The organism is Paraburkholderia sp. NPDC080076 (assembly GCF_050281145.1).
Taxonomy (GTDB): domain Bacteria; phylum Pseudomonadota; class Gammaproteobacteria; order Burkholderiales; family Burkholderiaceae; genus Paraburkholderia.
Genome location: NZ_JBNNWQ010000004.1, coordinates 792,212 through 816,763, shown reverse-complemented (window position 1 = coordinate 816,763; position 24,552 = coordinate 792,212). Strand labels below are relative to the sequence as shown.

Annotated in this window: 23 protein-coding genes; 13 read left to right on the top strand and 10 right to left on the bottom strand. The window is 63.6% G+C overall.

The annotated features are described in order from the left end of the window. Window positions 1–10: 10 nt before the first annotated feature. From queG to xerD, 3 genes are read left to right on the top strand one after another with little or no spacing between them, the layout of a single operon-like run. Complete coding sequence (queG, locus tag ACQKRQ_RS20780) at window positions 11–1,249, top strand: tRNA epoxyqueuosine(34) reductase QueG (RefSeq protein ID WP_427479091.1); 1,239 nt, start codon at window positions 11–13, stop codon at window positions 1,247–1,249. A 57-nt stretch (window positions 1,250–1,306) separates the two neighbouring features. Continuing rightward, a complete protein-coding gene (locus tag ACQKRQ_RS20775; protein WP_427479088.1) occupies window positions 1,307–1,777 on the top strand; it encodes a methylated-DNA--[protein]-cysteine S-methyltransferase in 471 nt (156 codons plus the stop codon). Continuing rightward, on the top strand, window positions 1,774–2,709 hold the full coding sequence (gene xerD / locus ACQKRQ_RS20770) for a site-specific tyrosine recombinase XerD (protein WP_427479086.1): 936 nt from the start codon (window positions 1,774–1,776) through the stop codon (window positions 2,707–2,709). Before ACQKRQ_RS20775 ends, xerD begins: the two co-directional genes overlap by 4 nt. 25 nt (window positions 2,710–2,734) lie before the next feature. Here the strand turns inward: xerD and ACQKRQ_RS20765 are convergent, their stop codons facing one another. Beyond that, window positions 2,735–4,297 carry a class I adenylate-forming enzyme family protein gene (locus ACQKRQ_RS20765; RefSeq protein ID WP_427479084.1) on the bottom strand — a complete coding sequence of 521 codons (1,563 nt, stop codon included), beginning with the start codon at window positions 4,295–4,297 and terminating at the stop codon, window positions 2,735–2,737. Between the two features lie 194 nt (window positions 4,298–4,491). Between ACQKRQ_RS20765 and ybaK the strand changes: the two genes are divergently transcribed. Both ybaK and plsY read left to right on the top strand, forming a co-directional pair. Then, window positions 4,492–4,983 (top strand): Cys-tRNA(Pro) deacylase, encoded by a 492-nt coding sequence (ybaK, locus tag ACQKRQ_RS20760; RefSeq protein WP_408179826.1) that lies wholly within the window; start codon window positions 4,492–4,494, stop codon window positions 4,981–4,983. A gap of 125 nt (window positions 4,984–5,108) precedes the next feature. Continuing rightward, window positions 5,109–5,753 (top strand): glycerol-3-phosphate 1-O-acyltransferase PlsY, encoded by a 645-nt coding sequence (gene plsY, locus ACQKRQ_RS20755; RefSeq protein WP_132373348.1) that lies wholly within the window; start codon window positions 5,109–5,111, stop codon window positions 5,751–5,753. A 126-nt stretch (window positions 5,754–5,879) separates the two neighbouring features. On the opposite strand, the gene ACQKRQ_RS20750 is transcribed toward plsY, so the two are convergent. Beyond that, window positions 5,880–6,365 carry a YajQ family cyclic di-GMP-binding protein gene (locus ACQKRQ_RS20750; RefSeq protein ID WP_427479082.1) on the bottom strand — a complete coding sequence of 162 codons (486 nt, stop codon included), beginning with the start codon at window positions 6,363–6,365 and terminating at the stop codon, window positions 5,880–5,882. A gap of 208 nt (window positions 6,366–6,573) precedes the next feature. Between ACQKRQ_RS20750 and murB the strand changes: the two genes are divergently transcribed. Then, window positions 6,574–7,614 carry a UDP-N-acetylmuramate dehydrogenase gene (gene murB, locus ACQKRQ_RS20745; protein ID WP_427479081.1) on the top strand — a complete coding sequence of 347 codons (1,041 nt, stop codon included), beginning with the start codon at window positions 6,574–6,576 and terminating at the stop codon, window positions 7,612–7,614. Window positions 7,615–7,749: 135 nt separating this feature from the next. Here murB and ACQKRQ_RS20740 read toward each other — a convergent pair whose 3' ends face one another. Together ACQKRQ_RS20740 and argF are read right to left on the bottom strand one after the other, a co-directional pair. Beyond that, entirely contained in the window at window positions 7,750–8,976 is a 1,227-nt protein-coding gene (locus ACQKRQ_RS20740) for an argininosuccinate synthase (RefSeq protein WP_132373350.1), read from the bottom strand. 249 nt (window positions 8,977–9,225) lie between these two features. Next, a complete protein-coding gene (gene argF / locus ACQKRQ_RS20735; RefSeq protein ID WP_427479078.1) occupies window positions 9,226–10,155 on the bottom strand; it encodes an ornithine carbamoyltransferase in 930 nt (309 codons plus the stop codon). A 450-nt stretch (window positions 10,156–10,605) separates the two neighbouring features. Between argF and ACQKRQ_RS20730 the strand changes: the two genes are divergently transcribed. Beyond that, complete coding sequence (locus ACQKRQ_RS20730; protein WP_132373352.1) at window positions 10,606–10,950, top strand: DUF3579 domain-containing protein; 345 nt, start codon at window positions 10,606–10,608, stop codon at window positions 10,948–10,950. Between the two features lie 201 nt (window positions 10,951–11,151). Here the strand turns inward: ACQKRQ_RS20730 and rpsT are convergent, their stop codons facing one another. Then, complete coding sequence (gene rpsT / locus ACQKRQ_RS20725) at window positions 11,152–11,430, bottom strand: 30S ribosomal protein S20 (RefSeq protein ID WP_020069158.1); 279 nt, start codon at window positions 11,428–11,430, stop codon at window positions 11,152–11,154. Between the two features lie 516 nt (window positions 11,431–11,946). On the opposite strand from rpsT, the gene murJ reads away from it, so the two are divergent. Both murJ and ACQKRQ_RS20715 read left to right on the top strand, forming a co-directional pair. Continuing rightward, window positions 11,947–13,497 carry a murein biosynthesis integral membrane protein MurJ gene (murJ, locus tag ACQKRQ_RS20720; RefSeq protein WP_408286767.1) on the top strand — a complete coding sequence of 517 codons (1,551 nt, stop codon included), beginning with the start codon at window positions 11,947–11,949 and terminating at the stop codon, window positions 13,495–13,497. A 5-nt stretch (window positions 13,498–13,502) separates the two neighbouring features. Next, window positions 13,503–14,345, top strand: coding sequence for a SirB1 family protein (locus ACQKRQ_RS20715; protein ID WP_132373354.1), 843 nt, complete (start codon window positions 13,503–13,505; stop codon window positions 14,343–14,345). A gap of 120 nt (window positions 14,346–14,465) precedes the next feature. Here the strand turns inward: ACQKRQ_RS20715 and ACQKRQ_RS20710 are convergent, their stop codons facing one another. The 5 genes from ACQKRQ_RS20710 to lpxK all read right to left on the bottom strand — a co-directional run bounded on the left by ACQKRQ_RS20710 (window position 14,466) and on the right by lpxK (window position 18,530). Beyond that, window positions 14,466–15,224: a 3-hydroxyacyl-CoA dehydrogenase gene (locus ACQKRQ_RS20710; protein ID WP_168795051.1), complete on the bottom strand. Its 759-nt coding sequence runs from the start codon at window positions 15,222–15,224 to the stop codon at window positions 14,466–14,468. Between the two features lie 276 nt (window positions 15,225–15,500). Further along, window positions 15,501–16,166: an adenylate kinase gene (gene adk / locus ACQKRQ_RS20705; RefSeq protein ID WP_132373356.1), complete on the bottom strand. Its 666-nt coding sequence runs from the start codon at window positions 16,164–16,166 to the stop codon at window positions 15,501–15,503. 214 nt (window positions 16,167–16,380) lie between these two features. Further along, window positions 16,381–17,181 carry a 3-deoxy-manno-octulosonate cytidylyltransferase gene (kdsB, locus tag ACQKRQ_RS20700; protein ID WP_408286769.1) on the bottom strand — a complete coding sequence of 267 codons (801 nt, stop codon included), beginning with the start codon at window positions 17,179–17,181 and terminating at the stop codon, window positions 16,381–16,383. Window positions 17,182–17,329: 148 nt separating this feature from the next. Continuing rightward, window positions 17,330–17,533, bottom strand: coding sequence for a Trm112 family protein (locus tag ACQKRQ_RS20695; protein WP_007180583.1), 204 nt, complete (start codon window positions 17,531–17,533; stop codon window positions 17,330–17,332). Then, window positions 17,514–18,530, bottom strand: coding sequence for a tetraacyldisaccharide 4'-kinase (lpxK, locus tag ACQKRQ_RS20690; RefSeq protein WP_132373358.1), 1,017 nt, complete (start codon window positions 18,528–18,530; stop codon window positions 17,514–17,516). The genes ACQKRQ_RS20695 and lpxK overlap by 20 nt, the downstream gene beginning before the upstream one ends. Window positions 18,531–19,097: 567 nt before the next feature. Between lpxK and xseA the strand changes: the two genes are divergently transcribed. The 4 genes from xseA to ACQKRQ_RS20670 all read left to right on the top strand — a co-directional run bounded on the left by xseA (window position 19,098) and on the right by ACQKRQ_RS20670 (window position 24,282). After that, a complete protein-coding gene (gene xseA / locus ACQKRQ_RS20685) occupies window positions 19,098–20,477 on the top strand; it encodes an exodeoxyribonuclease VII large subunit (protein WP_427479073.1) in 1,380 nt (459 codons plus the stop codon). A gap of 219 nt (window positions 20,478–20,696) precedes the next feature. Beyond that, window positions 20,697–21,275 carry a superoxide dismutase [Fe] gene (sodB, locus tag ACQKRQ_RS20680; protein ID WP_132373360.1) on the top strand — a complete coding sequence of 193 codons (579 nt, stop codon included), beginning with the start codon at window positions 20,697–20,699 and terminating at the stop codon, window positions 21,273–21,275. 383 nt (window positions 21,276–21,658) lie between these two features. Then, window positions 21,659–22,216, top strand: a complete 558-nt coding sequence (locus tag ACQKRQ_RS20675) for a glycine zipper family protein (protein ID WP_427479071.1) — start codon at window positions 21,659–21,661, stop codon at window positions 22,214–22,216. Window positions 22,217–22,476: 260 nt separating this feature from the next. Continuing rightward, the gene (locus ACQKRQ_RS20670) at window positions 22,477–24,282 is read left to right on the top strand and encodes a pyrrolo-quinoline quinone (protein ID WP_427479069.1); all 1,806 of its coding nucleotides are present in this window, start codon (window positions 22,477–22,479) and stop codon (window positions 24,280–24,282) included. The last annotated feature ends 270 nt before the right edge of the window (window positions 24,283–24,552 follow it).

Genomic DNA, 24,552 nt, shown 5'->3' with positions numbered 1-24,552 from the left:
AAATGGCGTGATGAACCGAAGTCCGGAGTCCCCTGTTTCCTGCACGCCTGCGTCTAACGACGATGCGCGTGCCGAGCGTCATTTCGATGAAGCGGCGCTGCACGCGCTCGCGCTGAACATCAAAACGTGGGGCCGTGAACTGGGTTTCGGAGCGATCGGCATTAGCGACACCGATCTCTCCGCCGCCGAAGCGCCGCTTGCAGCCTGGCTGGAAGCGGGTTGCCACGGCGAGATGGATTATATGGCGAAACACGGCATGAAACGCGCGCGGCCCGCCGAGCTTGTGGCCGGCACGCGACGTGTGATTACGGCGCGCATCGCTTATTTGCCCGCGCAGACATTGAGCGGAAAGGCGCACGAAAGCGCTTTGCAGGACGGTCCGCTCACGCAAGAATGGCGCGCAGCCGAGCATGCGCGGCTCGCGGACCCGTCGGCGGCGGTCGTGTCGGTCTATGCGCGAGGCCGCGATTATCACAAGGTGATGCGTAACCGTTTGCAACATCTGGCCGAGAAGATCGAGGCCGAGATCGGCGCATTCGGCTACCGCGTATTTACCGATTCGGCGCCAGTGCTGGAAGTAGAACTTGCGCAGAAGGCCGGCATCGGCTGGCGCGGCAAGCACACGTTGCTGCTGCAACGCGACGCGGGTTCGCTGTTTTTTCTCGGCGAAATCTATGTCGATGTGCCCTTGCCGACCGACACCGAGACCTTGCCCGAGGCCGCGCCCGAGACGCCGGGCTCGCATTGCGGGAGTTGCACGCGCTGTATCGGCGCCTGTCCGACCGGCGCGATCGTCGCGCCTTACAAGGTTGATGCGCGCCTCTGTATTTCCTATCTCACGATCGAATTGAAGGGCAGTATTCCCCTGGAAATGCGGCCGCTAATCGGTAATCGTGTGTATGGCTGCGACGATTGCCAGCTCGTGTGTCCATGGAACAAGTTCGCGCAGGCCGCGCCGGTCGCCGATTTCGACGTGCGGCACGGGCTGGATCGCGCGTCGCTCGTCGAGTTGTTCGCGTGGAGCGCGGACGAGTTCGATACGCGCATGCAGGGCAGCGCGATTCGCCGCATCGGCTACGAGTGCTGGCTGCGCAATCTCGCGGTGGGCATGGGCAACGCGCTGCGTACGTCGTCCGATAGTTTGAGCGAGCCGGCGCGCGAGGCGATCGTGCAGGCGCTGAGAATGCGGGTCGATGACGCTTCCGCCGTCGTGCGCGAGCATGTGGAATGGGCTTTGGAAGCGGCGTAAAGTAGCGGCAAACTTGGCGATGCGTTGCAACGCCGCGCCAGTGAGGAGCAGGCAATCATGTTCAATGCAGTGATCGATGCGCCGTTCGGCAAGGTCGGCATCCGCCTTGAAGGCGCAGCCGTGCGCGAGATCGTCTATCTGCCGGATTCGATGCAAAACATCGAGCCCGACACGCCGTTGGCGAAACAGGCCGCCGAACAGATCGAGCGATATTTCGAGCGCGCGTCCGCGAAGTTCGAGTTGCCGCTGGCTTCGGTCGGCACCGCGTTTCAGAAGCGCGTGTGGCAGGCCATCAGCGACATTCCGCCGGGCGTCGTGCGGACCTACGGTCAATTGGCAAGACAACTCGGCAGCGCGCCGCGCGCGGTCGGTCAGGCGTGCGGCGCCAACTACTTTCCGATTGTGATTCCATGTCATCGGGTGGTGAGTTCGAGCGGCATCGGCGGTTTCGCGAATCACGCCGAAGAGGGTTTCTTCCGCAACATCAAGCGCTGGCTGCTGGCGCATGAAGGCATTCCCTACGCATGAGCGATACGTTGATCGACGACGCGGCCGCCGCGTCACCTCTGTTCGTCGCCAGTTCGGCGTCGATCGATGCATTCTGCGACGCGCTGTGGCTCGAACACGGCCTGTCGCGCAACACGCTCGACGCGTACCGCCGCGACCTGCGTCTCTTTTGCGAATGGCTCGCGCAGAGCCGCAAGGCTTCACTGGACACCGCGAGCGAAGCCGATCTGAACGCGTATAGCGCGGTGCGCCAGAAAGACAAATCGACATCGGCGAACCGGCGGCTCTCGGTGTTTCGCCGCTATTACGGGTGGGCCGTGCGTGAGCATCGCGCGAAGGTCGACCCGACGGTGCGCATCCGCTCGGCAAAACAGCCGCCGCGTTTTCCGTCGACGCTCAGCGAGGCGCAAGTCGAAGCGCTGCTCGGCGCGCCCGACGTCGATACGGCTTTAGGGCTGCGCGATCGCACGATGTTGGAGTTGATGTACGCGAGCGGTTTGCGCGTGACCGAGCTTGTCACGTTGAAGACGGTGGAAGTGGGCCTGAACGAAGGTGTGGTGCGCGTCATGGGCAAGGGCTCGAAGGAGCGCCTGATTCCGTTCGGCGAGGAAGCGCATAGCTGGATCGAGCGCTATCTGCGCGAAGCGCGGCCGGCGTTGCTCGGCGCGCGCGCGACAGACGCGCTATTCGTGACGAGCCGCGCCGAAGGCATGACGCGCCAGCAGTTCTGGAACATCATCAAGCGTCACGCGACGGCGGCCGGCGTGAATGCGCCTCTTTCGCCGCATACATTGCGGCACGCATTCGCGACGCATCTGCTCAATCACGGCGCCGACCTGCGTGTCGTGCAACTGCTGCTCGGCCACACGGATATTTCGACCACGCAGATCTACACGCACGTGGCCCGTGAACGGTTGAAGTCGCTGCATGCGCAGCATCATCCGCGAGGCTGATGCTGGGTTTGCGATTGCGCGTCCGTCAGAGAAACTCACGCAGCCGATGCTTGAGAATCTTGCCGGTCGATGCAGCCGGCAGCGCGGCGAGCACTTTGACTTCGGCCGGCCGCTTGTACGGCGCCAGACGCTCGCCGCACCAGTCGATCAATTCGGCGGCTGTCACCGTCGCGCCCGCAACCAACTCGACGAACGCGACCACTTCCTCGTTACCTTCCACCGCGCGCCCGATTACCGCAGACTGCACGACCTGCGGATGCGCGTTCAGCACATGTTCGACCTCGGCCGGGTACACGTTGAAGCCCGAGCGGATGATCAATTCCTTGCTGCGCCCGACGATATGCAACGCGCCGTCCGCGTCCTGTCGCGCGAGATCGCCGGTCTTGAGCCAGCCGTCTTCGGTTACGACCGCACGTGTCTGCTCAGGGCTGCGGTAGTAGCCGAGCATCACGTTCGGACCGCGCACCCATAGTTCGCCGATTTCGCCCTTCGCGGCGTCAATGCCGTCCAGTCCGACGAAGCGCACCTCGATACCCGGAATAACGTCGCCGACGGAACAATCGCTGCGCGGCGCATCGAGCATGGTGTGCGACACGGTCGGGCTGCTCTCGGTCATGCCATAGCCGTTGTGCAGCGGCAGACCGTAGACGCTTTCCACCTGCGCTTTCAAGGCGGCGTCGAGCGGCGAGCCGCCTGAATAGGCGAAGCGCAATTGCGGCGCGGACCACGAGTGGCCGTGCGTCTGCAGATGTTCGAGCAGTTTGGCGTGCATGGCCGGCACGCCCTGGAAGATCGACACGCGTTCCTCAGCGAGGGCGCGGCGCACGGCTTCCGGCGCGAAGCGCGGCACGAGCCGCAAGGTCGCGCCCGCCTGCAGGCTGCCCAGGCACACCGACGCGAAGCCGTACACGTGCGAGATCGGCAGCACGGCATAGACGACGTCGTCCGGGCCGACTTTGCGCAAGCGGCTCGAGATCGCGGCAATGAACAGCAGATTGCGATGCGACAGCATCACGCCCTTCGGCGCACCGGTGGTGCCGGTGGTGTAAATCAGCGCGGCGCATTGGCGGTCGTTTGCGGCTTCCACGGGCTCGGCTATTGCCGCGCTGTCCACGGTGTACGACCAGGCGCCGATGGCCGGCGTGATAGCCGGCGCTGCCGTGGCTTGATGCCGCTGCGCGTGCTGCTTGGCATCGCTCGAGCTGTCTGTGGCGTAGGCGACCACGCGAGGCCGCGCGTGCGCGCGGATCGAGTCGAGTTCGGCCGCGGACAGGCGCGCGTTCGACACCAGCGCCCACGCGTCGAGTCGGGCGGTCGCGAACAGCAGTACGATCTGCACGATGCTGTTTTCCGCGACGATCATCACGCGATCGCCGCCGCGCACGCCCCATTCGCGCAGCAGCGCGGTGGCGGCGTCGACGGCCTCCAGCAGTTGCGCGCTGGTCAGGCGGCGCGCATCCTCGATCAAGGCGACGTGCTGCGGATCGCGGGCTGCGGCCAGCGCTGGAATGTCGGCGATGCGCGCGGGCAGGGCAGCCAGCAGCGCGGGAATGTCGATCGCGGAACGGGCGGATGAATCGAAGCTCAAGGCTGTCTCCTTTGTCGACCGGAGTTGGCGCTTTGGCGCCTTACTCCGGTCCCATGCAAGTTTGCAAGAACAATGCGGTGCCCGGCGTGCGTTGCGCCGGAAGATATTCGAACGATCGTGCCACAATCGCCAGACCCGCACAATTGGCCATTCGGCAAATAGCCGTTGTGCAAAGTCGCCATTACAATGCGCCGATGAGCAAATCCAGACACGTCTCCGAAACGCCGGCCACGCAGTTTCTGCGCCGCCACGGCGTCACTTTCGGCGAACATCCTTATGATTATGTCGAGCACGGCGGCACCGGGGAATCGGCGCGCCAGCTCGGCGTGGACGAACATCACGTCGTGAAGACGCTGGTGATGGAAGACGAGCACGCCAAGCCGCTGATCGTGCTGATGCACGGCGACCGCACCGTCAGCACCAAGAACCTCGCGCGGCAGATCGGCGCGAAGCGCGTCGAACCGTGCAAGCCCGAGGTGGCGAACCGCCATTCCGGCTACCTGATCGGCGGCACCTCGCCGTTCGGCACGAAGAAGCAGATGCCGGTGTACGTCGAGTCGAGCATTCTGGAGATGGACAAGATCTGGCTGAACGGCGGCCGGCGCGGGTTTCTGGTCAGCATCGACCCCAAGGTGCTGACGGAATTGCTGGCGGCGAAGGCGGTGCAGTGCGCGAGCGTCGATTGACGTTTGCCTGAATGTTTTGCGGGCGCGCGGGTTCGGTAGAATGTGCGCCGCCTCGTTCCGAGTTGCGCGCCCTGTTGCGGTTGGGGTATCGAGTTTCAGACCGCCGATCCTTATAAGAGTCCCAGATGCAAAACCTGATCGTTGCTGTGGTTGCCTACCTGATCGGTTCGGTGTCGTTCGCCGTGATCGTGAGCGCCGCAATGGGCCTCGACGACCCGCGCTCGTACGGCTCGGGCAACCCGGGCGCCACCAACGTGCTGCGCAGCGGCAGCAAGAAGGCCGCGATTCTCACGCTGATCGGCGACGCATTCAAGGGCTGGCTGCCGGTGTGGTTCGTCGTGCACTACGGCGCGCGCTACGGGCTCGACGAGACGTCGGTGGCGATTGCGTCGGTCGCCGTGTTTCTCGGCCACCTGTATCCGGTTTTCTTCCGCTTCAAGGGCGGCAAGGGCGTGGCGACCGCGGCCGGCGTTCTGCTCGCGATCAACCCGATTCTCGGCGTGGCGACCTTGCTGACGTGGCTGATCGTGGCGTTCTTTACGCGCTATTCGTCGCTGGCGGCATTGGCCGCGGCGGTGTTCGCGCCGATCTTCGACGGTTTCCTGTTCGGGCCGCATGTCATCGCGCTGGCGATCGTCGTGATGAGTTCGCTGCTGGTGTGGCGCCATCGCGGCAACATCGCCAAGCTGATGCGCGGGCAGGAAAGTCGCATCGGGGATAAGAAGAAGGCGGATGCGGCGGCGAAGGCGGCGGGTGGCAGCGATCTTTGAGGTCTGGTGCTTCAGTGCTTCCGGTGCGCGGTGTGCCAGTCCGCCCGTCATGCGCGGTGCCGCCCGCCGCCTGCCGCGTGCTCGGATCGCCGCGCGCGCGTTTGACGGGAGCGCGCGCCCGGCAGATCAGTCGCGGAAGTTGTTGAAGTCGAGCGGCGTGTCCGTCACGTCTTTGCGCAGCATGGCGATCACGTTTTGCAGGTCGTCGCGCTTGCCGCCGGTGATGCGCACCGCGTCGCCTTGAATGCTCGCCTGGACTTTGATCTTGCTGTCCTTCACGAGGCGCACGATTTTCTTCGACAGATCGCCCGACACGCCTTTCTTGATCTTGATGACCTGCTTGACCTTGTCGCCGCCGATCTTCTCGATCTTGCCGTAGTCGAGAAAGCGCACGTCCACGTTGCGCTTGGCCATTTTCGACAGCAGCACGTCTTTCACCTGGCCGAGTTTGAAATCATCGTCCGCGTAGGCCGTGATCTCGTTTTCCTTGTGTTCCACGCGCGCGTCCGACCCTTTGAAGTCGAAGCGCGTTGAAATTTCCTTGTTGGACTGCTCGATCGCGTTCTTGACTTCGATCATGTTCGCTTCGCAGACGACGTCAAACGATGGCATTTTTTTCTCCCAATAGTGCTGCGGTGCGTGACGCAACCGGGCGGCTGCTCACGGGGCACTCGCTATAATCACGGACCGGACGTCATTTTACCGACGCCGCTCCCTTTTGCCCAAGGCCGCCGCGCATTGTCGCCCGGCCGGGGCCCGAAGCCGGTTTCATCGGCTGCTTTATTCGTTGTCTCATTGGTCGTTCACTGTTCTCATTCCGATGTCCCAATCCGACTCCGCCGCGTTCATTGCCGGTTATCCGCTGAAGGCGCACAACACTTTCGGCTTCGACGTTCGTGCGCAGTTTGCGTGCCGCATCGAGCGTGAAGAGCAACTGATGGCCGCGGTGCGCGACCCGCGCGCCGCCGGCTTGCCGCGGCTCGTGCTGGGCGGCGGCAGCAATGTCGTGCTGACCGGCGACTTTGGCGGTGTGGTGCTGCTGATCGCGCTGCAAGGCCGCCGCGTCGTGCGCGAGGACGATGACGCATGGTACGTCGAGGCCGCCGGTGGCGAGCCGTGGCATGAGTTCGTCGGCTGGACTTTGTCGCAAGGTCTGCCGGGGCTCGAAAACCTCGCGTTGATTCCGGGGACGGTGGGCGCGGCGCCGATTCAGAACATCGGCGCGTACGGGTTGGAGATGTGCGAGCGCTTCGCGTCGCTGCGGGCCGTGGAGCTGGCTTCCGGTGACGTGATCGAAATGGATGCGCAGGCGTGCCGCTTCGGCTATCGCGACAGTTTTTTCAAGCGGGAAGGGCGCGACCGGTTCGTGATTATGTCGGTGACGTTCCGTTTGCCGAAGGTGTGGCAGCCGCGCGCCGGCTACGCGGATCTCGCTCGCGAACTGGCCGCCAACGGCCATGCCGAGACGCCGCCGACCGCGCAGGCCATTTTCGATGCGGTGGTGGCGGTGCGGCGCGCCAAGCTGCCTGATCCGCTGAAGCTCGGCAATGCCGGCAGCTTCTTCAAGAACCCGGTGATCGACGCGGCGCAGTTCGACGCGCTGAAGGCCAGGGAGCCGGACGTCGTGTCGTACGCTCAGCCGGATGGGCGGGTGAAACTTGCCGCGGGCTGGCTGATCGATCGATGCGGCTGGAAAGGCCGCGCGATGGGCGCGGCGGCGGTGCATGAGCGGCAGGCGCTGGTGCTGGTCAATCGCGGCGGCGCGAGCGGGGCGGAAGTGCTGGCGCTTGCGAAAGCGATTCAGCGCGATGTGCTGGAGCGGTTTGGGGTTGCGCTGGAGGCGGAGCCGGTTTGTTTGTGACGATTGGCTGATGATAAAAAAGGCGCCGGGAGTTGCCTCCCGGCGCCTTTTTTGCATTTGCGTTTTGGCTTCAGCCAAGCCTCGCGGCGCTTAACTTCGCTTGCGCGAAGTTAGCCTTCACCAAAACGCTCGCCGTCAACCGCGCTGACGACGCGCATTCTCCGCAATCCGCATACGCAGCGCGTTCAGCTTGATGAACCCGCCAGCGTCGGCCTGGTTATAAGCGCCGCCGTCGTCGTCGAACGTGGCGATGGTCTTGTCGAATAGCGTTTCCTTCGAATCGCGCGCGACCACCGATACGCTGCCCTTGTACAGCTTCACACGCACCCAGCCGTTGACCTTCTCCTGCGTATGGTCGATCAGCACCTGAATCGCGCGGCGCTCCGGGCTCCACCAGTAGCCGTTATAAATCAGCGACGCGTAACGAGCCATCAGGTCGTCTTTCAGGTGAGCGACTTCACGGTCGAGCGTGATCGACTCGATGCCGCGGTGCGCCTTCAGCATGATCGTGCCGCCCGGCGTTTCATAACAGCCGCGCGACTTCATGCCGACGTAACGGTTTTCCACCAGATCCAGACGGCCGATGCCGTGCTTGCCGCCCAAACGGTTCAGTTCGGTGAGCATTTCCGCAGCCGACAGACGCTTGCCGTTGATCGCAACCGGATCGCCGTGCTCGTATTCGATGTCGATGTATTCAGCCTGGTCCGGCGCCTGTTCCGGCGACACGGTCCAACGCCACATATCGGCTTCGGCTTCCGCCTTCGGGTCTTCCAGGTGACGGCCTTCGAATGAGATGTGCAGCAGGTTCGCGTCCATCGAATACGGCGCGCCGCCTTGCTTGTGCTTCATTTCGATCGGAATGCCGGCCTTTTCCGCGTACGCGAGCAGCTTTTCGCGCGACAGCAGGTCCCATTCACGCCACGGTGCGATCACCTTGATGCCCGGTTCCAGCGCGTAGTAACCGAGTTCGAAGCGAACCTGGTCGTTGCCCTTGCCGGTTGCGCCGTGCGACACCGCCTGTGCGCCGCTGGCGCGGGCGATTTCGATCTGACGCTTGGCGATCAGCGGACGCGCGATCGACGTGCCCAGCAGGTACTCGCCTTCATAGATCGTGTTGGCGCGGAACATCGGGAACACGAAGTCACGCACGAATTCTTCGCGCAGGTCTTCGATAAAGATGTTGTCCTGCTTGATGCCGAGTTGCAGGGCTTTCTTGCGCGCCGGTTCCAGCTCTTCGCCCTGGCCGATGTCGGCCGTGAACGTGACGACTTCGGCGTCGTAATTGTCCTGCAACCACTTCAGGATGACGGAGGTGTCGAGGCCGCCCGAATAGGCGAGCACGACTTTCTTGATATCGCTCATGGTGAACTCGTAGCTGGAGAAGCGGGAAAACAAGGCGCGCCGGCGGTCCCGGAGCGCGGAAAACCACTATTTTGACACTAAACCGCAGGGTGCCCGCGTTTTTGGGACAGTGCGGTATTCAAGCCGGGTCCGCTTATCGCCTCGGACGCCGGCTCGATGCGTGGCGCTAAACGTGGATGCCTTGCCTCGTATTCAAGGCCCCGTCGCGCTTCACGCAGATGCTGCTCAACGTGCCGGCCAGCGGCTCGCTCAGTGATTCAGCTTGCCGAGCAGCAGGTATTCCATCAAGGCCTTTTGCACGTGCAGACGATTTTCCGCCTCGTCCCACACGACGCTTTGCGGGCCGTCGATCACTTCCGCGCTCACTTCCTCGCCGCGGTGGGCTGGCAGGCAGTGCATGAAGAGCGCATCGGCATTGGCACGCGCCATCATGTCGGCGTCGACGCACCAGTCGGCGAAGGCTTTCTTGCGCGCTTCGTTTTCGGCTTCGAAGCCCATGCTGGTCCAGACGTCCGTGGTCACGAGGTCGGCGCCGGAGCAGGCCTCGTTCGGATCGTCGAATTCTTCGTAGAACGGCGCGCTTTCGGTGGCGACCATGGCGCGGTCGAGCTTGTAGCCCGGCGGCGTGGACAGGCGCAGCTTGAAGCCGAGAATCTGCGCGGCTTCGATCCACGTGTACAGCATGTTGTTGGCGTCGCCGACCCACGCGACCGTCTTGCCGCGAATCGGTCCGCGATGCTCGAAGTACGTGAAGATATCCGCCAGCACCTGGCACGGGTGATATTCGTTGGTCAGCCCGTTGATCACCGGCACACGCGAGTTCTCGGAAAAGCGCTGGAGTATGTCCTGGCCGAACGTGCGGATCATGATGATGTCGACCATGCGCGAGATCACTTGCGCTGCGTCTTCGATCGGTTCACCGCGGCCGAGCTGCGTGTCACGCGTGCTCATGAAAACGGCGTGGCCGCCCAACTGGAAGATGCCGGCTTCGAACGACAGGCGCGTGCGTGTCGAATTCTTTTCGAAGATCATCGCCAGCGTGCGATCGTGCAGCGGATGGTAGGTCTCGTAGTTCTTGAACTTGCGTTTCAGAATGCGCGCGCGTTCCAGCACGTACTCGTAGTCTTCCAGCGAGAAATCCTTGAACTGCAGGTAGTGGCGAATTTTCTTGGCGGTCATGAAACAAATACGGCGGTCTCACCCGGCAGGATTGCCGGACGGCGCCGCCGTCGTTTGTGGTAACTCAAAGCAGCATAAAGGATTTCGCCCGGTTTGACGAGTCGGCCAAAAGGCCGGGAAAGCTGTCTGAAAGCCTTGTGGAACGCTCCTGGAACCGTCGCATATGTCTTGTGTGCGCTGCGGAAAAAGGTCCGCTGCGCTATAATCTACGGGTTATCCCAAAGCCCAGCAGGCCGGTATTCCGCTTGTGGGACACGGCTCGCGCGGTTCGGAACAACCTGCTTGCGGTGCGCCGTCATGACGAGCGACAAGGCGGCTTGGCCGGCTCTTCGCGGTTTCTGGCAATGCGGCTCGCCATCGTGGCACGGTCGGCGAGTCCCAGGCAATTCAGAGCCGTTTCGTCGTCCGCTTTGCCGTCATCCCGCTGGGCAGTCACACAGGTATTCCTACATGGCCGAAGCAGCTCCAACCGAATATTTCATTCAGGGCATCACGTCGACGGGAAAAAAGTTTCGGCCGAGCGACTGGTCGGAGCGTCTCGCAGGCGTCATGGCCTGTTTCGGCCCCGGCGCAAGGAAGGGGCCGAACGCCTATTTGCAGTACTCGCTGTATGTCCGGCCGACCATGATCGGCGACCTCAAGTGCGTGATTCTCGATTCGCGCTTGCGCGACATCGAGCCCATGGCTTTCGACTTCGTCCTTAACTTCGCGAAAGACAACGACCTGGTCGTGACCGAGGCGTGCGAGTTGCAACTTGAGCACGCCGCGCCGCAAGAGAAAAGACACGTGATCTAGCGCGAACTTGCTTGATTGGCGAAGGCAAAAAGCAAAAACCCGCTGGCAGCGGGTTTTTTTATGGGCAGTCCGTTAGTCATGCGCGCGACGAATTGCACGAGACAGTGCGGATCTGTCGGTCCGAAGCAAAAAAGCCCGCCGAGGCGGGCTTTTCTGTGCAGCGGAAACAGGAGGTAGCCCACCGAAGCGGGCTGACCGGAATTACTGCGCTGCGGACGCTTGCAGACCCTTGATGGCTGCAGCGAGACGGCTCTTATGGCGAGCAGCCTTGTTCTTGTGAACGATTTTCTTGTCGGCGATGATGTCGATGGTCTTCGACGATGCCTGGAAGATCTCAGCGGCCTTGGCCTTGTCGCCGGCGTCGATCGCCTTGCGGACAGCCTTGATAGCCGTGCGGAACTTCGAGCGCAGTGCCGAGTTGTGCGAGTTTGCCTTGGCGGCCTGGCGGGCGCGCTTGCGTGCTTGTGCGGAGTTAGCCATGACGGTTCCTTATCCTGTTCCTGTTTCCAGTACCTGACCTTCAAGTGGTGAGGTGCTGCTTTTAGATCGAACTCTTGGAAGCGATTGCCCAAGAGCGCAAAAGTGTCGAAAAAAATCGATCGGACTACGCGAAGGCAGGCCTGTGTTTTCGGGGTGTGCGAGGGTCTTGGCAGGCGCTGTGGCGCCGCTCCAAACCCCGTCCGAAAGTTGAGCGAGCTTCGAAACCGGCGATTATAGCAACAAAATCAGGCACGTGGCAACGGGAAAGCGCTATGACGCTGCGCCGCCGTGTTGCGTAAAGACCTGCGCCCCAGTCGGCAGCACAGCGGGCGCGAGCGTGTCGCCCCCCGGGGACAAGGCGGGCGCGGGGCGAGTCCAGCGGTCCCAGGACGGCGCGGCCGAGCCACAAAAAACGCGCCGATCCACTCATCGGATCGAACGTACGCGCGGCAAATCGGTCCGAATCGCGTTCCGGCTCGTCGTCCGCACTCGCGGCACCCGTATAATAAGCGCCCCATGAATCTATTCCGAGCCCTGCTGACGGTCAGCGGCTTCACGCTGCTGTCGCGCGTGACCGGACTGGCCCGCGAAACGCTGATCGCACGCGCGTTCGGTGCCAGTCAATACACTGACGCGTTCTACGTCGCCTTCCGCATTCCGAACCTGCTGCGCCGTATCTCCGCCGAGGGCGCGTTCTCGCAGGCCTTCGTGCCGATCCTCGCCGAATTCAAGAACCAGCAAGGCCACGACGCCACCAAAGCGCTGGTCGACGCCACGTCGACGGTGCTCGCCTGGGCGCTCGCAATCCTCTCGCTGATCGGCGTGGTGGGCGCGTCGGGCGTCGTGTTCATCGTCGCCTCGGGCCTCGCGCATGAAGGTCAAGCGTATGCCCTCGCGGTCACCATGACGCGCATCATGTTCCCGTACATCATTTTCATTTCGCTGACGTCGCTGGCGTCGGGCGTGCTGAACACGTACAAGAACTTCTCGCTGCCCGCGTTCGCGCCGGTTCTGCTGAACGTCGCGTTCATCGTCGCGGCGGTGTTCGTCGCGCCGCGTCTGCAAACGCCGGTTTATGCGCTCGCGTGGGCGGTGATCGCCGGCGGCGTGCTGCAATTCATCGTGCAGCTGCCGGGGCTGAAGAAGATCGACATGATTCCGCGCATCGGCCTGAATCCGGTGAAGGCGCTCGCGCATCGCGGCGTCAAGCGCGTGCTGTCCAAGATGGTGCCCGCGATGTTCGCCGTCTCGGTCGCGCAGATCAGCCTGATCATCAACACGAATATCGCGTCGCGCATCGGGCCGGGCGCCGTGTCGTGGATCAACTACGCCGACCGGCTGATGGAGTTTCCGACCGCGCTGCTGGGCGTCGCGCTCGGCACGATCCTGCTGCCGAGCCTCTCCAAGGCGCACGTCGATGCCGATCCGCACGAATACTCGTCGCTGCTCGACTGGGGCTTGCGCGTCACCTTCCTGCTGGCCGCGCCGAGCGCCGTCGCGCTGTTTTTCTTCGCGCAGCCGCTGACCGCCACGCTGTTCCATTACGGCAAGTTCGACGGCAATTCGGTGGTGATGGTCTCCCGCGCGCTGTCGGCGTATGGCGTCGGCCTGATCGGCCTGATCCTCATCAAGATCCTCGCGCCGGGTTTCTACGCGAAGCAGGACATCAAGACGCCGGTGAAGATCGGGGTCGGCGTGCTGATCCTCACGCAGTTGAGCAACTATCTGTTCGTGCCGATTTTCGCGCATGCGGGCTTGACGCTGAGCGTCGGGCTCGGCGCTTGCGGTAATGCGCTGCTGCTGTTTCTCGGTCTGCGCAAGCGCGGCATCTATAGACCGTCGAGCGGCTGGCTCAAATTCTTTGTGCAGTTGTTCGGCGCCTGTCTGGTGCTGGCCGGCACGATGCACTGGCTGGCCATCAGCTTCGACTGGATCGGCATGCATAGCCGCCCGGTCGACCGCATGGTGTTGCTCGCAGCGTGCCTCGTTCTGTTCGCCGCGCTATATTTCGGTATGCTTTGGCTGATGGGCTTCAAGTACGCGTATTTCAAAAGGCGAGTGAAGTGATCACGATGACGCGAGTTCTCGACTATTTCAGCACGCTCGTCGCCGAAGACGACAGTCTTCCGCTGACCGAGGCGGCGCTCTCGCTCGCGCAGGACGCCTATCCCGATCTCGATCTGCAAGGCACGCTCGCGGAGATCGACGAACTGGTGGTGCGCCTGCAGCGTCGCATGCCGGACGATGCCGACATCAAGCAGAAGGTCGGCATTCTGAACCGGTTCTTCTTTCGCGAGCTGGGCTTCGCCAGCAATCTCAACGATTATTACGACCCCGACAACAGCCATCTGAACGCGGTGCTCAAGCGCCGTCGCGGCATTCCGATTTCGCTGGCGGTGCTGTATCTGGAAATGGCCGAACAGATCGGCGTTCCAGCGCGCGGCGTGTCGTTTCCCGGCCACTTCCTTTTGCGCGTGACGACGCCTGACGGCGACGTCATGCTCGATCCGACCAGCGGACACTCGCTGTCCGAATCGGAGATGGTGGAGATGCTGGAGCCGTATGTGGCGTCGGCGGGCGAATCGGTGAGCAGGGCGCTGCGCATGCTGCTGCAACCGGCCACGCGCCGCGAGATCATCGCGCGAATGCTGCGCAATCTGAAGTCCACGTATCTTCAGACGGAACGTTGGCAGCGTCTGCTGGCGGTGCAGCAGCGTCTCGTGATCCTGCTGCCGGAGAGTATCGAGGAAGTGCGCGATCGTGGCTTCGCTTATGCGCGGCTCGATTACCTGCGGCCCGCGCTCGAAGATCTCGAGCGCTATCTCGGCGACCGGCCGGATGCCGAGGACGCGACCGTGGTGGAGTCGCAATTGCACGAGCTGCGTCAGCGGACACAGCACGACGACCGCGAGTAAACGAGCAAGCGGCCACGCGTCGTGCCAGAACCACGCAAAAGAAAACGCCTGCACATGATGATCATGTGCAGGCGTTTTTCATTGGCGCGGGCTATACGAAACCCCGCGCCGCACACAGGCTTACTTCGGCTGCATCCGAATCGCGCCGTCCAGACGAATCACTTCGCCATTGAGCATCGGATTGTCGAAGATCTGCTTGGCGAGCATCGCGTACTCCGCCGGTTTGCCGAGACGCGGCGGGAACGGCACCATCGCGCCCAAGGCGTCCTGCACTTCCTGCGGCATGCCGAGCAGCATGGGCGTTTCGAAAATGCCCGGTGCGATCGTCATCACGCGGATCGCGTTGCGCGACAGGTCGCGTGCGATCGGCAGCGTCATGCCGACCACGCCGGCCTTGGACGCTGCATAAGCCGCCTGGCCGATCTGGCCGTCATACGCGGCCACCGACGCCGTGTTGATGATCACGCCGCGCTCGCCATTCGCGTTCGGCTCGTTCTTCGACATAGCCGCGGCGGCGAGCCGGATCATGTTGAAGGTGCCGATCAGATTGATCGAGACGGTGCGCGCGAACGAGTCGAGCGGATGGGGGCCGTCCTTGCCGACCGTTTTGACGGCCGGCGCGACGCCCGCGCAATTGACGAGGCCGCGCAGCGTGCCGAGCTTGGTGGCGGCTTCGACGGCTTGGGTGGCGTCGTCTTCGCGGCTTACATCGCATTTGACGAAGACGCCGCCGAGTTCTTTCGCGAGCGCCTCGCCGGCATCCACATTCAGATCGGCGAGCACGACTTTGCCGCCGTTTTCGACGAACAGGCGCGCCGTGGCTGCGCCTAGACCCGATGCACCACCGGTGATCAGGAAAACGTTGTCACGAATCTCCATGTCTTCTCCTTTGCTACGGTTCAGTAATGTCTAGATCGAATATCTTTTCGATGATCGATTGTAACGGCTATGCTGCAATGCGGAAAGCGAAGCGGCAGGCGCCCGATTCACGCGCTGTCAGCGGGCGCAGGCAGAGCAAACCGTTACGGATGGCTAATTAATACGGAGCGCGGCCGGATAGAGGAAGCACCGCACTCGCGCCACGCGTTGCATAAAAAAACCCGCCGGCAAGGGGCGGGTTTTTTCAGAAGCGATCACAGACAGACGCAAACGAGCTTACTTCAACGCCTCGAACGCACGGTCACGAATTTCGTCGACGCTGCCGAGGCCTGAAATGCGCCGATACTGCGGCGCGGTCAACGGGGTCGACGAATCGCCGTTCTTCGCCCAGGTGTTGTAGTACTCGATCAGCGGTTTGGTTTGCGCCTCGTACACTTCCAGACGCTTCTTGACGGTTTCTTCCTTGTCGTCGTCGCGCTGGATCAGCGGTTCGCCGGTCACGTCGTCCACGCCTTCGACCTTCGGCGGATTGAACTTGACGTGATACGTACGGCCCGACGCCGCGTGCGAGCGGCGGCCGCTCATGCGCACGATGATCTCGTCGAACGGCACGTCGATTTCCAGCACGTAGTCGATCGGAACGCCGGCCTGCTTCATGGCTTCAGCTTGCGGAATGGTGCGCGGAAAACCGTCGAACAGATAGCCGTTCGCGCAGTCCGGCTGCTGCAGACGCTCTTTCACCAGGTTGATGATCAGTTCGTCCGTGACCAGTTCGCCGGCATCCATGAAGCGCTTGGCTTCAAGGCCGAGCGGCGTGCCTGCCTTGACGGCCGCGCGCAGCATGTCGCCAGTGGAAATTTGCGGAATGCCGAACTTTTCCTTGATGAAGGTCGCCTGAGTGCCCTTGCCCGCGCCGGGCGCACCCAAAAGGATCAAACGCATGTGATATCTCCAGATCTATGTGAATTCTTTGGTGGCGCTGCGGACGTCCCACGATGCGTCGAGGGGACCCGCATCGGCTGCCGTTCCAGGTCTCGCGCTGCACGTCGAAGACGACGGCGCTGCAAGACGGCGACGGCGCGACCGGGCAAACCCTGACTCTCGCGTGTAGCGGGAGGCGCGCACAACCGTCCGATTATGCCATGGGTTTTTCCGCTCAAGACCCGAATAAAGCCTGCACGCGCGCGAGATCGGCGGGTGTGTCGACACCGGGCAGCGGCACGTCGTGCGTGACGAGCACCGCGATGCGCTCGCCGTGCCACATCGCGCGCAGTTGTTCGAGCGCTTCGACCTGTTCGATCGGCGAGATTGCGAGGCTGGGGTACGTGCGCAGGAATTGCGCGCGATACGCGTACAGCCCGATATGCCGATGAACTACCGCGGGCGCGGGCGGCGCGGGCATCGATGCGACATCGGGCCAGTGCGGCTGATAGGCGTCGCGTGCCCATGGAATCGGCGCGCGCGAAAAGTACAGCGCGACGCCGCGCGCGTCGAGCACGACCTTGACGACGTTCGGGTTGAAGATTTCGGCGGGGTCGGTGATCGGGTGCGCCGCGGTGGCGATCGCGCAGCCGTGGCTCGCCGCAAGGTGCGACGCAACGCCGCACACGAGCGCCGGATCGATCAGCGGTTCGTCGCCTTGCACGTTGACCACGATCGTCTCGTCGCTCCAGCCGAATTGCGCCGCGACTTCCGCGAGACGGTCGGTGCCGGACGGATGGTCCGCGCGCGTCAACACCGCTTCGAAGCCGTGGTCGCGGGCGGCGTCGAGCACCGCTTGCGCGTCCGAGGCGACCAGCACCTGCTGCGCGCCCGATTCGCGCGCGCGTTCGGCGACCCGCACCACCATCGGCTTGCCGCCGATGTCGGCGAGCGGCTTGTTGGGCAGACGCGTCGAGGCGAGCCGGGCCGGCACGACGGCGATAAACGGGGGAGTGGTGGTGTTGGCGTGGGTCATCGGCAAGGCAAGCGCAAAGACGGGCGGCGATGAAGCCGGAAGAAATCGGCCGCGCATGCAGCGCGGCCGCGAACGGACAAGTCGACGGATTCAGCTCGCGCCACGCGCCACACTGACATGGCGGCCGCCCGCGCGAGCGCTGTCTGACTCAGGCCACCGAGCCCGGATTCAGATCGACCGGCGTGCCTTCCACGGTCTGCCGCGCTTCGTCGACCAGCATGACGGGAATGCCGTCGCGAATCGGATAGGCCAGCTTGTCCGCATTGCAGATCAGCTCCTGCGCGGCGCGGTCGTAGCTGAGCGGGCCCTTGCAGATCGGGCAGACGAGAATTTCAAGCAGGCGAGCGTCCACGGACTTTCTCCACAACTAATGCAATGAGGCGATGATCGAGCGCGGCTTCGACCGGGACAACCCAGATGCGCGCGTCGTGCCAGGACCCTAATTTTACCGCATCCTTTTCCGTTATCAGGATGGCGTCGGCGTCCACGTCCGTAAACGGATTGCGCTCGAACGCGTAGTGATCCGGCAGTGCGCGCGTGGCGGGCGTGAGGCCGGCGGCGCGCAGCGTGGCGAAAAAGCGCTCCGGCGCGCCGATGCCTGCTGCCGCCAGCACGCGATCGCCGCTGAATTGCGCGAGCGGCCGGCGCAACGCGGGATTGTCCAGATGCCACGCGTCGGCGGGCGCGAGTTGCAGCGCGAAGGTGTTCGGCCACGCCGGCAGCGTGCGCGCGTAAGGATCGTTGATGAGCGTCGCGTCGCGGCGGCGCGACAGCGGCTCGCGCAGCGGACCGGCCGGCAGCAGGAAACCGTTGCCGCCGAGCCGGTGATCGAACACGACCAGTTCGGCGTCGCGCTCGAGCCGGTAATGCTGCAAGCCGTCGTCGCTCACGATCACGTCGACTTCGCGGTGCGCGGCGCACAGCGCCTGCGCGGCCGCCACGCGATCCGGACAGACCCACACCGGCGCACCGGTGCGGCGTGCGATCAGAAGCGGCTCGTCACCGCCGACACTCGCCGCAGAGGTGGAAGTGACCCGCGTCGGCGTCTTCACGCGCGCGCCGTAGCCGCGCGACACCACGCCGGGTTTGAAGCCCGCGGCGCGCAACGCCTCGACCAGCGCGATCACGGTCGGCGTCTTACCGGTACCGCCGACGGTCACATTGCCGACCACCACCACGGGCACGCCGATGCGCACCGATTTCAACCAGCCGAACGAAAAGGCCGCGCGGCGCGCGGCGGCGATCGCGCCGAACGCGCAGGCGAGCGGCGACAGCGCCCAGGCGAGGGGGCCGCGCTGTTGCCATTCGCGCGCGAGGCGTGCTTCGAGACGGTTGCTGACTTCGCTCATGGGCACGTCGCGCAGACGAGTGGCGCGCCGCTCGCTAAAAAGCGCCGGGACGGCGGCGTGAAGGAGCTAGGCGCAATACGCGGGGCAAGCATCAACGCGGTTCTCCGGACTATCGAAAGTGAGGCGAAAAATGAAGCGAGGCGGCAACGGACGCACTTTCGCAGTGTGCCGCAATGCCGGGCGCCGCGGGGCGTTCGGCATGCCGTCGAACCCGCCACTCTAGCGCGCGAGCATCACGCCCGGCAAGCCGCGCGCCATGCGCCGCGCGGCGAAACGGCGCTTCCGGCGTTGCTCGCAGCCTGTGGATAACTTTGTGGAGAACCTGCCGTCCGACGGGCGGAGAAGGCCATTCCGCGCGCCCGGTATCGGCAATCATTCTTTTTAACGGGATGTAAACACCATATAAATCAACGACATGCCTGGAATTCATGCGGCCTCGCAGGCAATCTGGCGGGATCCGTCTGGCGGGTCCCGCCATGTGGACACTTTTAACAATTCGAGCGCGGCGCTGGACGCGGATGGCCGGTCGGTCTATCGTCTGTCCGGCCAGCCACCCATATTCCTCGCATGAATCCCGAAAGCCCTTTTTCCTCGTCGGCGACGCCCGGCGGTGAGGTCGTCGTTCCCGTTTCGGCGCTCAATCGCGCGATCGGCACGATGCTCGAACGTTCGTTTCCGCTCGTCTGGGTCGCCGGCGAAGTGTCGAACTTCACGCGCGCCGCGAGCGGCCATTGGTATTTCTCGATCAAGGATGCGCAGGCGCAGATGCGTTGCGTGATGTTCCGCGGGCGGGCGCAATACGCCGAATTCACGCCGCGCGAAGGCGACCGCATCGAAGTGCGCGCGCTGGTGACGATGTACGAGCCGCGCGGCGAACTGCAACTGAATGTGGAAGCGGTGCGGCGCACCGGACAGGGGCGTCTCTACGAAGCGTTCCTCCGGCTGAAAGCGCAGCTCGAAGCCGAGGGGCTCTTTGCCGCCGAACGCAAACGCGCGTTGCCGACGCATCCGCGGGCGATCGGCATCGTCACGTCGTTGCAGGCCGCGGCGTTGCGCGACGTCCTGACCACGCTGTCGCGGCGCGCACCGCACATTCCGGTGATCATTTATCCGGCGCCGGTGCAGGGCGTGGGCGTGAGCGGCAAGCTCGCCGCGATGGTCGACGCCGCCAACGCGCGGCGCGAAGTCGACGTGCTGATCGTGTGCCGCGGCGGCGGCTCGATCGAAGACTTGTGGGCGTTCAACGAAGAAGTGCTGGCGCGCGCGATCGCCGAAAGCGCGATTCCCGTGGTTACCGGCGTGGGCCACGAAACCGATTTCACGATCGCCGACTTTGCCGCGGACGTGCGCGCGCCGACGCCCACCGGCGCCGCCGAACTCGTCAGTCCGCAGCGCGTGCTGCTGTTGCGCGAGTTGGATCACCGCCACGCGACGCTCGCGCGCGGCTTCGGCCGCATGATGGAGCGGCGCGCCCAGCAACTCGATTGGCTCGCGCGTCGGCTGGTGTCGCCGGCCGAGCGGCTCGCGCGGCAACGCACGCATCTGCAGCAATTGAGCGTGCGGTTGGCATCGGCGGGCGCGCGTCCGGTGCGCGACGCGCGAGCGCGGTTTTCGCTGCTGCAGATGCGCTGGCAGCGTTGGCGTCCGGATCTCGCCGGGCATCAGGCGAAACTCGGCCATCTTTCGCAACGTCTGGACGCGGCTTTGTTACGCCAGCATGAACGTCAGACCGCGCGCATCGACACGCTCGCTGCGCGTCTCGAAGTGCTGAGTCCGCAGCGTACGCTGGAGCGTGGTTATGCCGCCGTGCTCGACGCCCAGAGCGGACGCGCGGTGCGCGCGCCGTCGTCGTTGAAGCCGGGACGGCGCCTGACGGTGCATCTTGCGGAAGGTGCCGCGGATATCGCGCTGGCCGATGTGCAGCCGCGCCTGACCGACGGTTTCTGACACTTCGCCGACGGCCTCGGCGCCTGTATTTTTGACTGTTGCGAGGGCCGGGCACACCGGGTGCGCAAGCACTAATTACGCTGTGCCCGAGGCGTGTTCGCCAATGCCGGGCATAAAGTCCGTTGGTTTGCGGGGTTATTCCAAGTCGCCTACAATCGAGTGCTCAAAAGCGTTATCCGCAGACTCCCCCACAACAGATACAGACAGAAGGAAAGCACCATGGAACATACGCTCCCGCCGCTGCCGTTCGCGAAAAACGCACTCGTGCCGAACATGTCGGAAGAGACGCTCGAGTATCACTACGGCAAGCATCACCAGACCTATGTGACCAACCTGAACAATCTGATCAAGGGCACGGAGTTCGAGAACCTGTCGCTCGAAGAAATCGTCAAGAAGGCATCGGGCGGCGTGTTCAATAACGCAGCTCAAGTGTGGAACCACACGTTCTTCTGGAACAGCCTGTCGCCGCAAGGTGGCGGTGCGCCGACCGGCGCGCTCGCTGACGCGATCAACGCCAAGTGGGGTTCGTTCGACAAGTTCAAGGAAGAGTTCGCCAAGACCGCGGTCGGCACGTTCGGCTCGGGCTGGGCATGGCTGGTGAAGAAGGCCGACGGTTCGCTCGACCTCGTGTCGACGAGCAACGCCGCTACGCCGCTGACCACCGACGCGAAGGCTCTGCTGACGATCGACGTGTGGGAACACGCTTACTACATCGACTACCGCAATGCGCGTCCGAAGTTCGTCGAAGCGTACTGGAACATCGTCAACTGGGAATTCGCGTCGAAGAACTTCGCGTGAGATTGCCGCTGAGTTTGAATGCGGCGCCGCTGGCTGGGTGATCCGGTCGCGGCGTTGATCGTCGAACTCCGTAGCCATTGCAGGAAAGAAAAGCCCTCGAATGCGAGGGCTTTTCTTTTTCCTGGCGTGGCTTGCTGTCGCGCGTCAGTGCGTCGAAGGGTCTCGACGGGGCTCGCGCCCAAGATGCATAGGATTGCTTTTCACTCGCCGCGGCGCATGAATCTTTGTCACAGTTGGTAACGGCAAGCCGGCTTCCAATTCGCATTCAGCCTGCCGACAGCGCGTCGAGATGCAGGCGGAAAAAATACGGTAACTATCTCGTAAACAAAGCGCCCGCAAATTGGCCTAACGTATGTGTCCCCTATGAAGAAACGTGCGCCACCATGATCTCAAGTCCTCAATCGATACGCTTCGCACTGCCTGTGGCTGCGGTCGCACTGGCGCTCCTCGGCGGTTGCGCGGTGGTGCCGCCGAGCGGTCCTTCCATCGTCGCGCTGCCGCGCAGCGGCGAGCCGCTCAATCAGTTCCAGCAGGACGACTACAACTGCCGCGACTACGCTTATCGCTCGACCAACGCGACCGGCGCCTCGCAGGCCGCGACCACGAACAGCGTCAATAGCGCGGCTATCGGCACGCTGGGCGGTGCCGCTGTCGGTGCGCTCTTTGGCGCAGCGGCAGGCAATCCCGGCGCGGGCGCGGCCATTGGCGCGGGCAGCGGCTTGCTGATCGGCGGCGCGACCGGCGCCAACGGCGCACAGTACGCGGGCGGTAGCCTCCAGGCGCAGTACGACGCGGCGTACGCGCAGTGCATGGTATCCAAGGGCAACACGATTTCGCAGCCGCGGATGCCGGTCTATGCGCCGCAACCGGTATATGTTGCTCCGCCGCCCCGTTATTACGGGCCGCCGCCGGTAATGTATGCGCCCTATCCGTACTACTGATCGAATTTCGCCGAGCGTCCGGGGCCACTGAATCGTATCGCCGTCACGTATTGCCTCGTATGGCGGAGAGAGGCGACACGATGGCGATAAACGCCTTTGCAAACAGCGTACGGTTAATCAGCCGTAAGGGCGATGACTGTGTTCGGCGAGCGGGAGACGCGCGTGGCGGGCTCCTCTCTTACGGCACGCGACGTGAGTCACGGCGCGCACCGTTGGTTGTGCGGAGCTGACCGTCGCATCGTTCAAGAGACGAGGCGAAAATGCGAATCTCGCAAGCTGGCGCTGAGACATCCGGGCTCGGCGCATGGACCCGTCGGGGCACGGTAGTGGCGCTGATTGCCGTCGCCTCCTGTTTCGCGTCGTGTGGCGGCGGTGGTTCGGGCGCCGCGTCGGGGTCGGCGAGCGGAAGTGGCACGTCGAGCGGCTCGGATACAGGTTCCGGTAGCGGTACGGGTTCGACCACCGGCACGGGCACCGGCACCGGAACGACCGGCACGGGCACCGGCACCGGCACCGGCACCGGAACGACCGGCACGGGCAACACACCGGCAACGGTGACGGCCTACGCCACCGACGTCCTCATGCATCACAACGATCTCGGCCGCACTGGTCAGATGCTCGCCGAGACCACGCTTACACCGGCGAACGTCAACTCGGCGAGTTTCGGCAAGGTCGCGTTTCTTGCCGCGGACGGCAAGGTCGACGGACAGCCGCTCTTCGTCACCAGCCTGTCGATCGGCGGCACGACCCACGACGTGGTCTACGTGGTCACCGAACACGATAGCGTCTACGCCTACGACGCCACATCTTTCGCGCAACTGTGGAAAGTCTCGCTGATCGGCAGCGGCGAAACGCCCAGCGACGACCACGGATGCCCGGACATCACCCCTGAGATCGGCATTACGTCGACGCCGGTAATCGACCGCAGTCGCGGCACGAATGGCGTGCTGTATGCCGTGGCGATGACGAAAGACAGTGGCGGCGGCTACCATCACCGGCTGCATGCGCTCGATCTGGCGACCGGCGCCGAAGTGCTCGGCGGTCCGACGGAAATCGCGGCGACTTATCCGGGCAACGGCGCGGGCAGCGTCAACGGGGTGATTACCTTCAACCCGTCGCTGCATACGGAGCGCGCGGCACTTACGCTGGTCGGCGGCAACATCTACATGGGTTGGACCGCGCACTGCATGGGGGGCTCGTACACCGGCTGGATGATGGCCTATAGCGCCGACACGCTGAAACAGACCAGCGTGATCAACATCACGCCGAACGGCAGTCAAGGCTCGATCTGGATGGCCGGCTCGGGCATGGCGTCGGACGGCACGTCGCTTTACGTCGTGGACGGCAACGGCACGTTCGGCACCACGCTGAATGCGCAGGGCTTTCCCGTCGACGGCGACTTCGGCGACTCGATGATGAAGCTCTCCTTGGGCAACCTGCAGGTCACCGATTACTTCGCGATGTCAGACGTGGTCACGCAAGCGGCCACCGACAACGATTTCGGCTCGGGCGGCGCCATGGTGTTGCCGGATCAGACCACGACAGGAGGGGTCGTCAAGCACCTCGCGGTGGCGGCCGGCAAGGACAACCACATCTACGTCGTCGATCGCGACTCGATGGGCAAATTCAACCCGACGGCCAACAACATCTGGCAGGAGTTGATCGGCACGTTGGCGGGTGGCATCTGGGGATCGCCGGCTTACTACAACGGCGTGGTCTATTACGGCGGGCTGAACGACAATCTGAAGGCGCTGCCGGTCTCGGGTGCGTTCCTTGCAACCACCGCCGCGTCGAGGAGTCCGACCACTTTCCCGTATCCGGGCGCGACACCGGCTGTGTCGGCGAACGGCGCGAGCAACGGCATTGTCTGGGCGGCGGAAAACGGCACGACCGGCGCGTTACACGCGTACAACGCGGGCAATCTCGCCGTCGAGTTGTACAACAGCAACCAGGCCGGCACGCGCGATCAATGGGGCGCGGGCAACAAGTTCATCACGCCGATGATTGCGCGCGGCAAGGTGTATGTCGGCGCTACTAATGGGGTGGCGGTGTTTGGGTTGTTGTGAGCGGAAGGGGGATGGTTTCGCGTTGGGTGAGATGCGGCTGTAGTTGAGTGTGTTCGCGTGGGTGTCGGTGGTTGGCTTGCGGTTATCTGGATCGCGGTATGAAAAAAAGCCCCTGTTCCATTTTTTGAGGAGCAGGGGCTTTCTGTTGGTCGTGTGGGTTATGGTGCGGCGCTGGCAACGCATCGCGCCGGACGAGACGCTTATTTCGCGCTTTGGAAGCAAAGGCTGTCTGTTTGCCGCTGGGCTAGTGCAGTTGCAGCCGCATCGGCA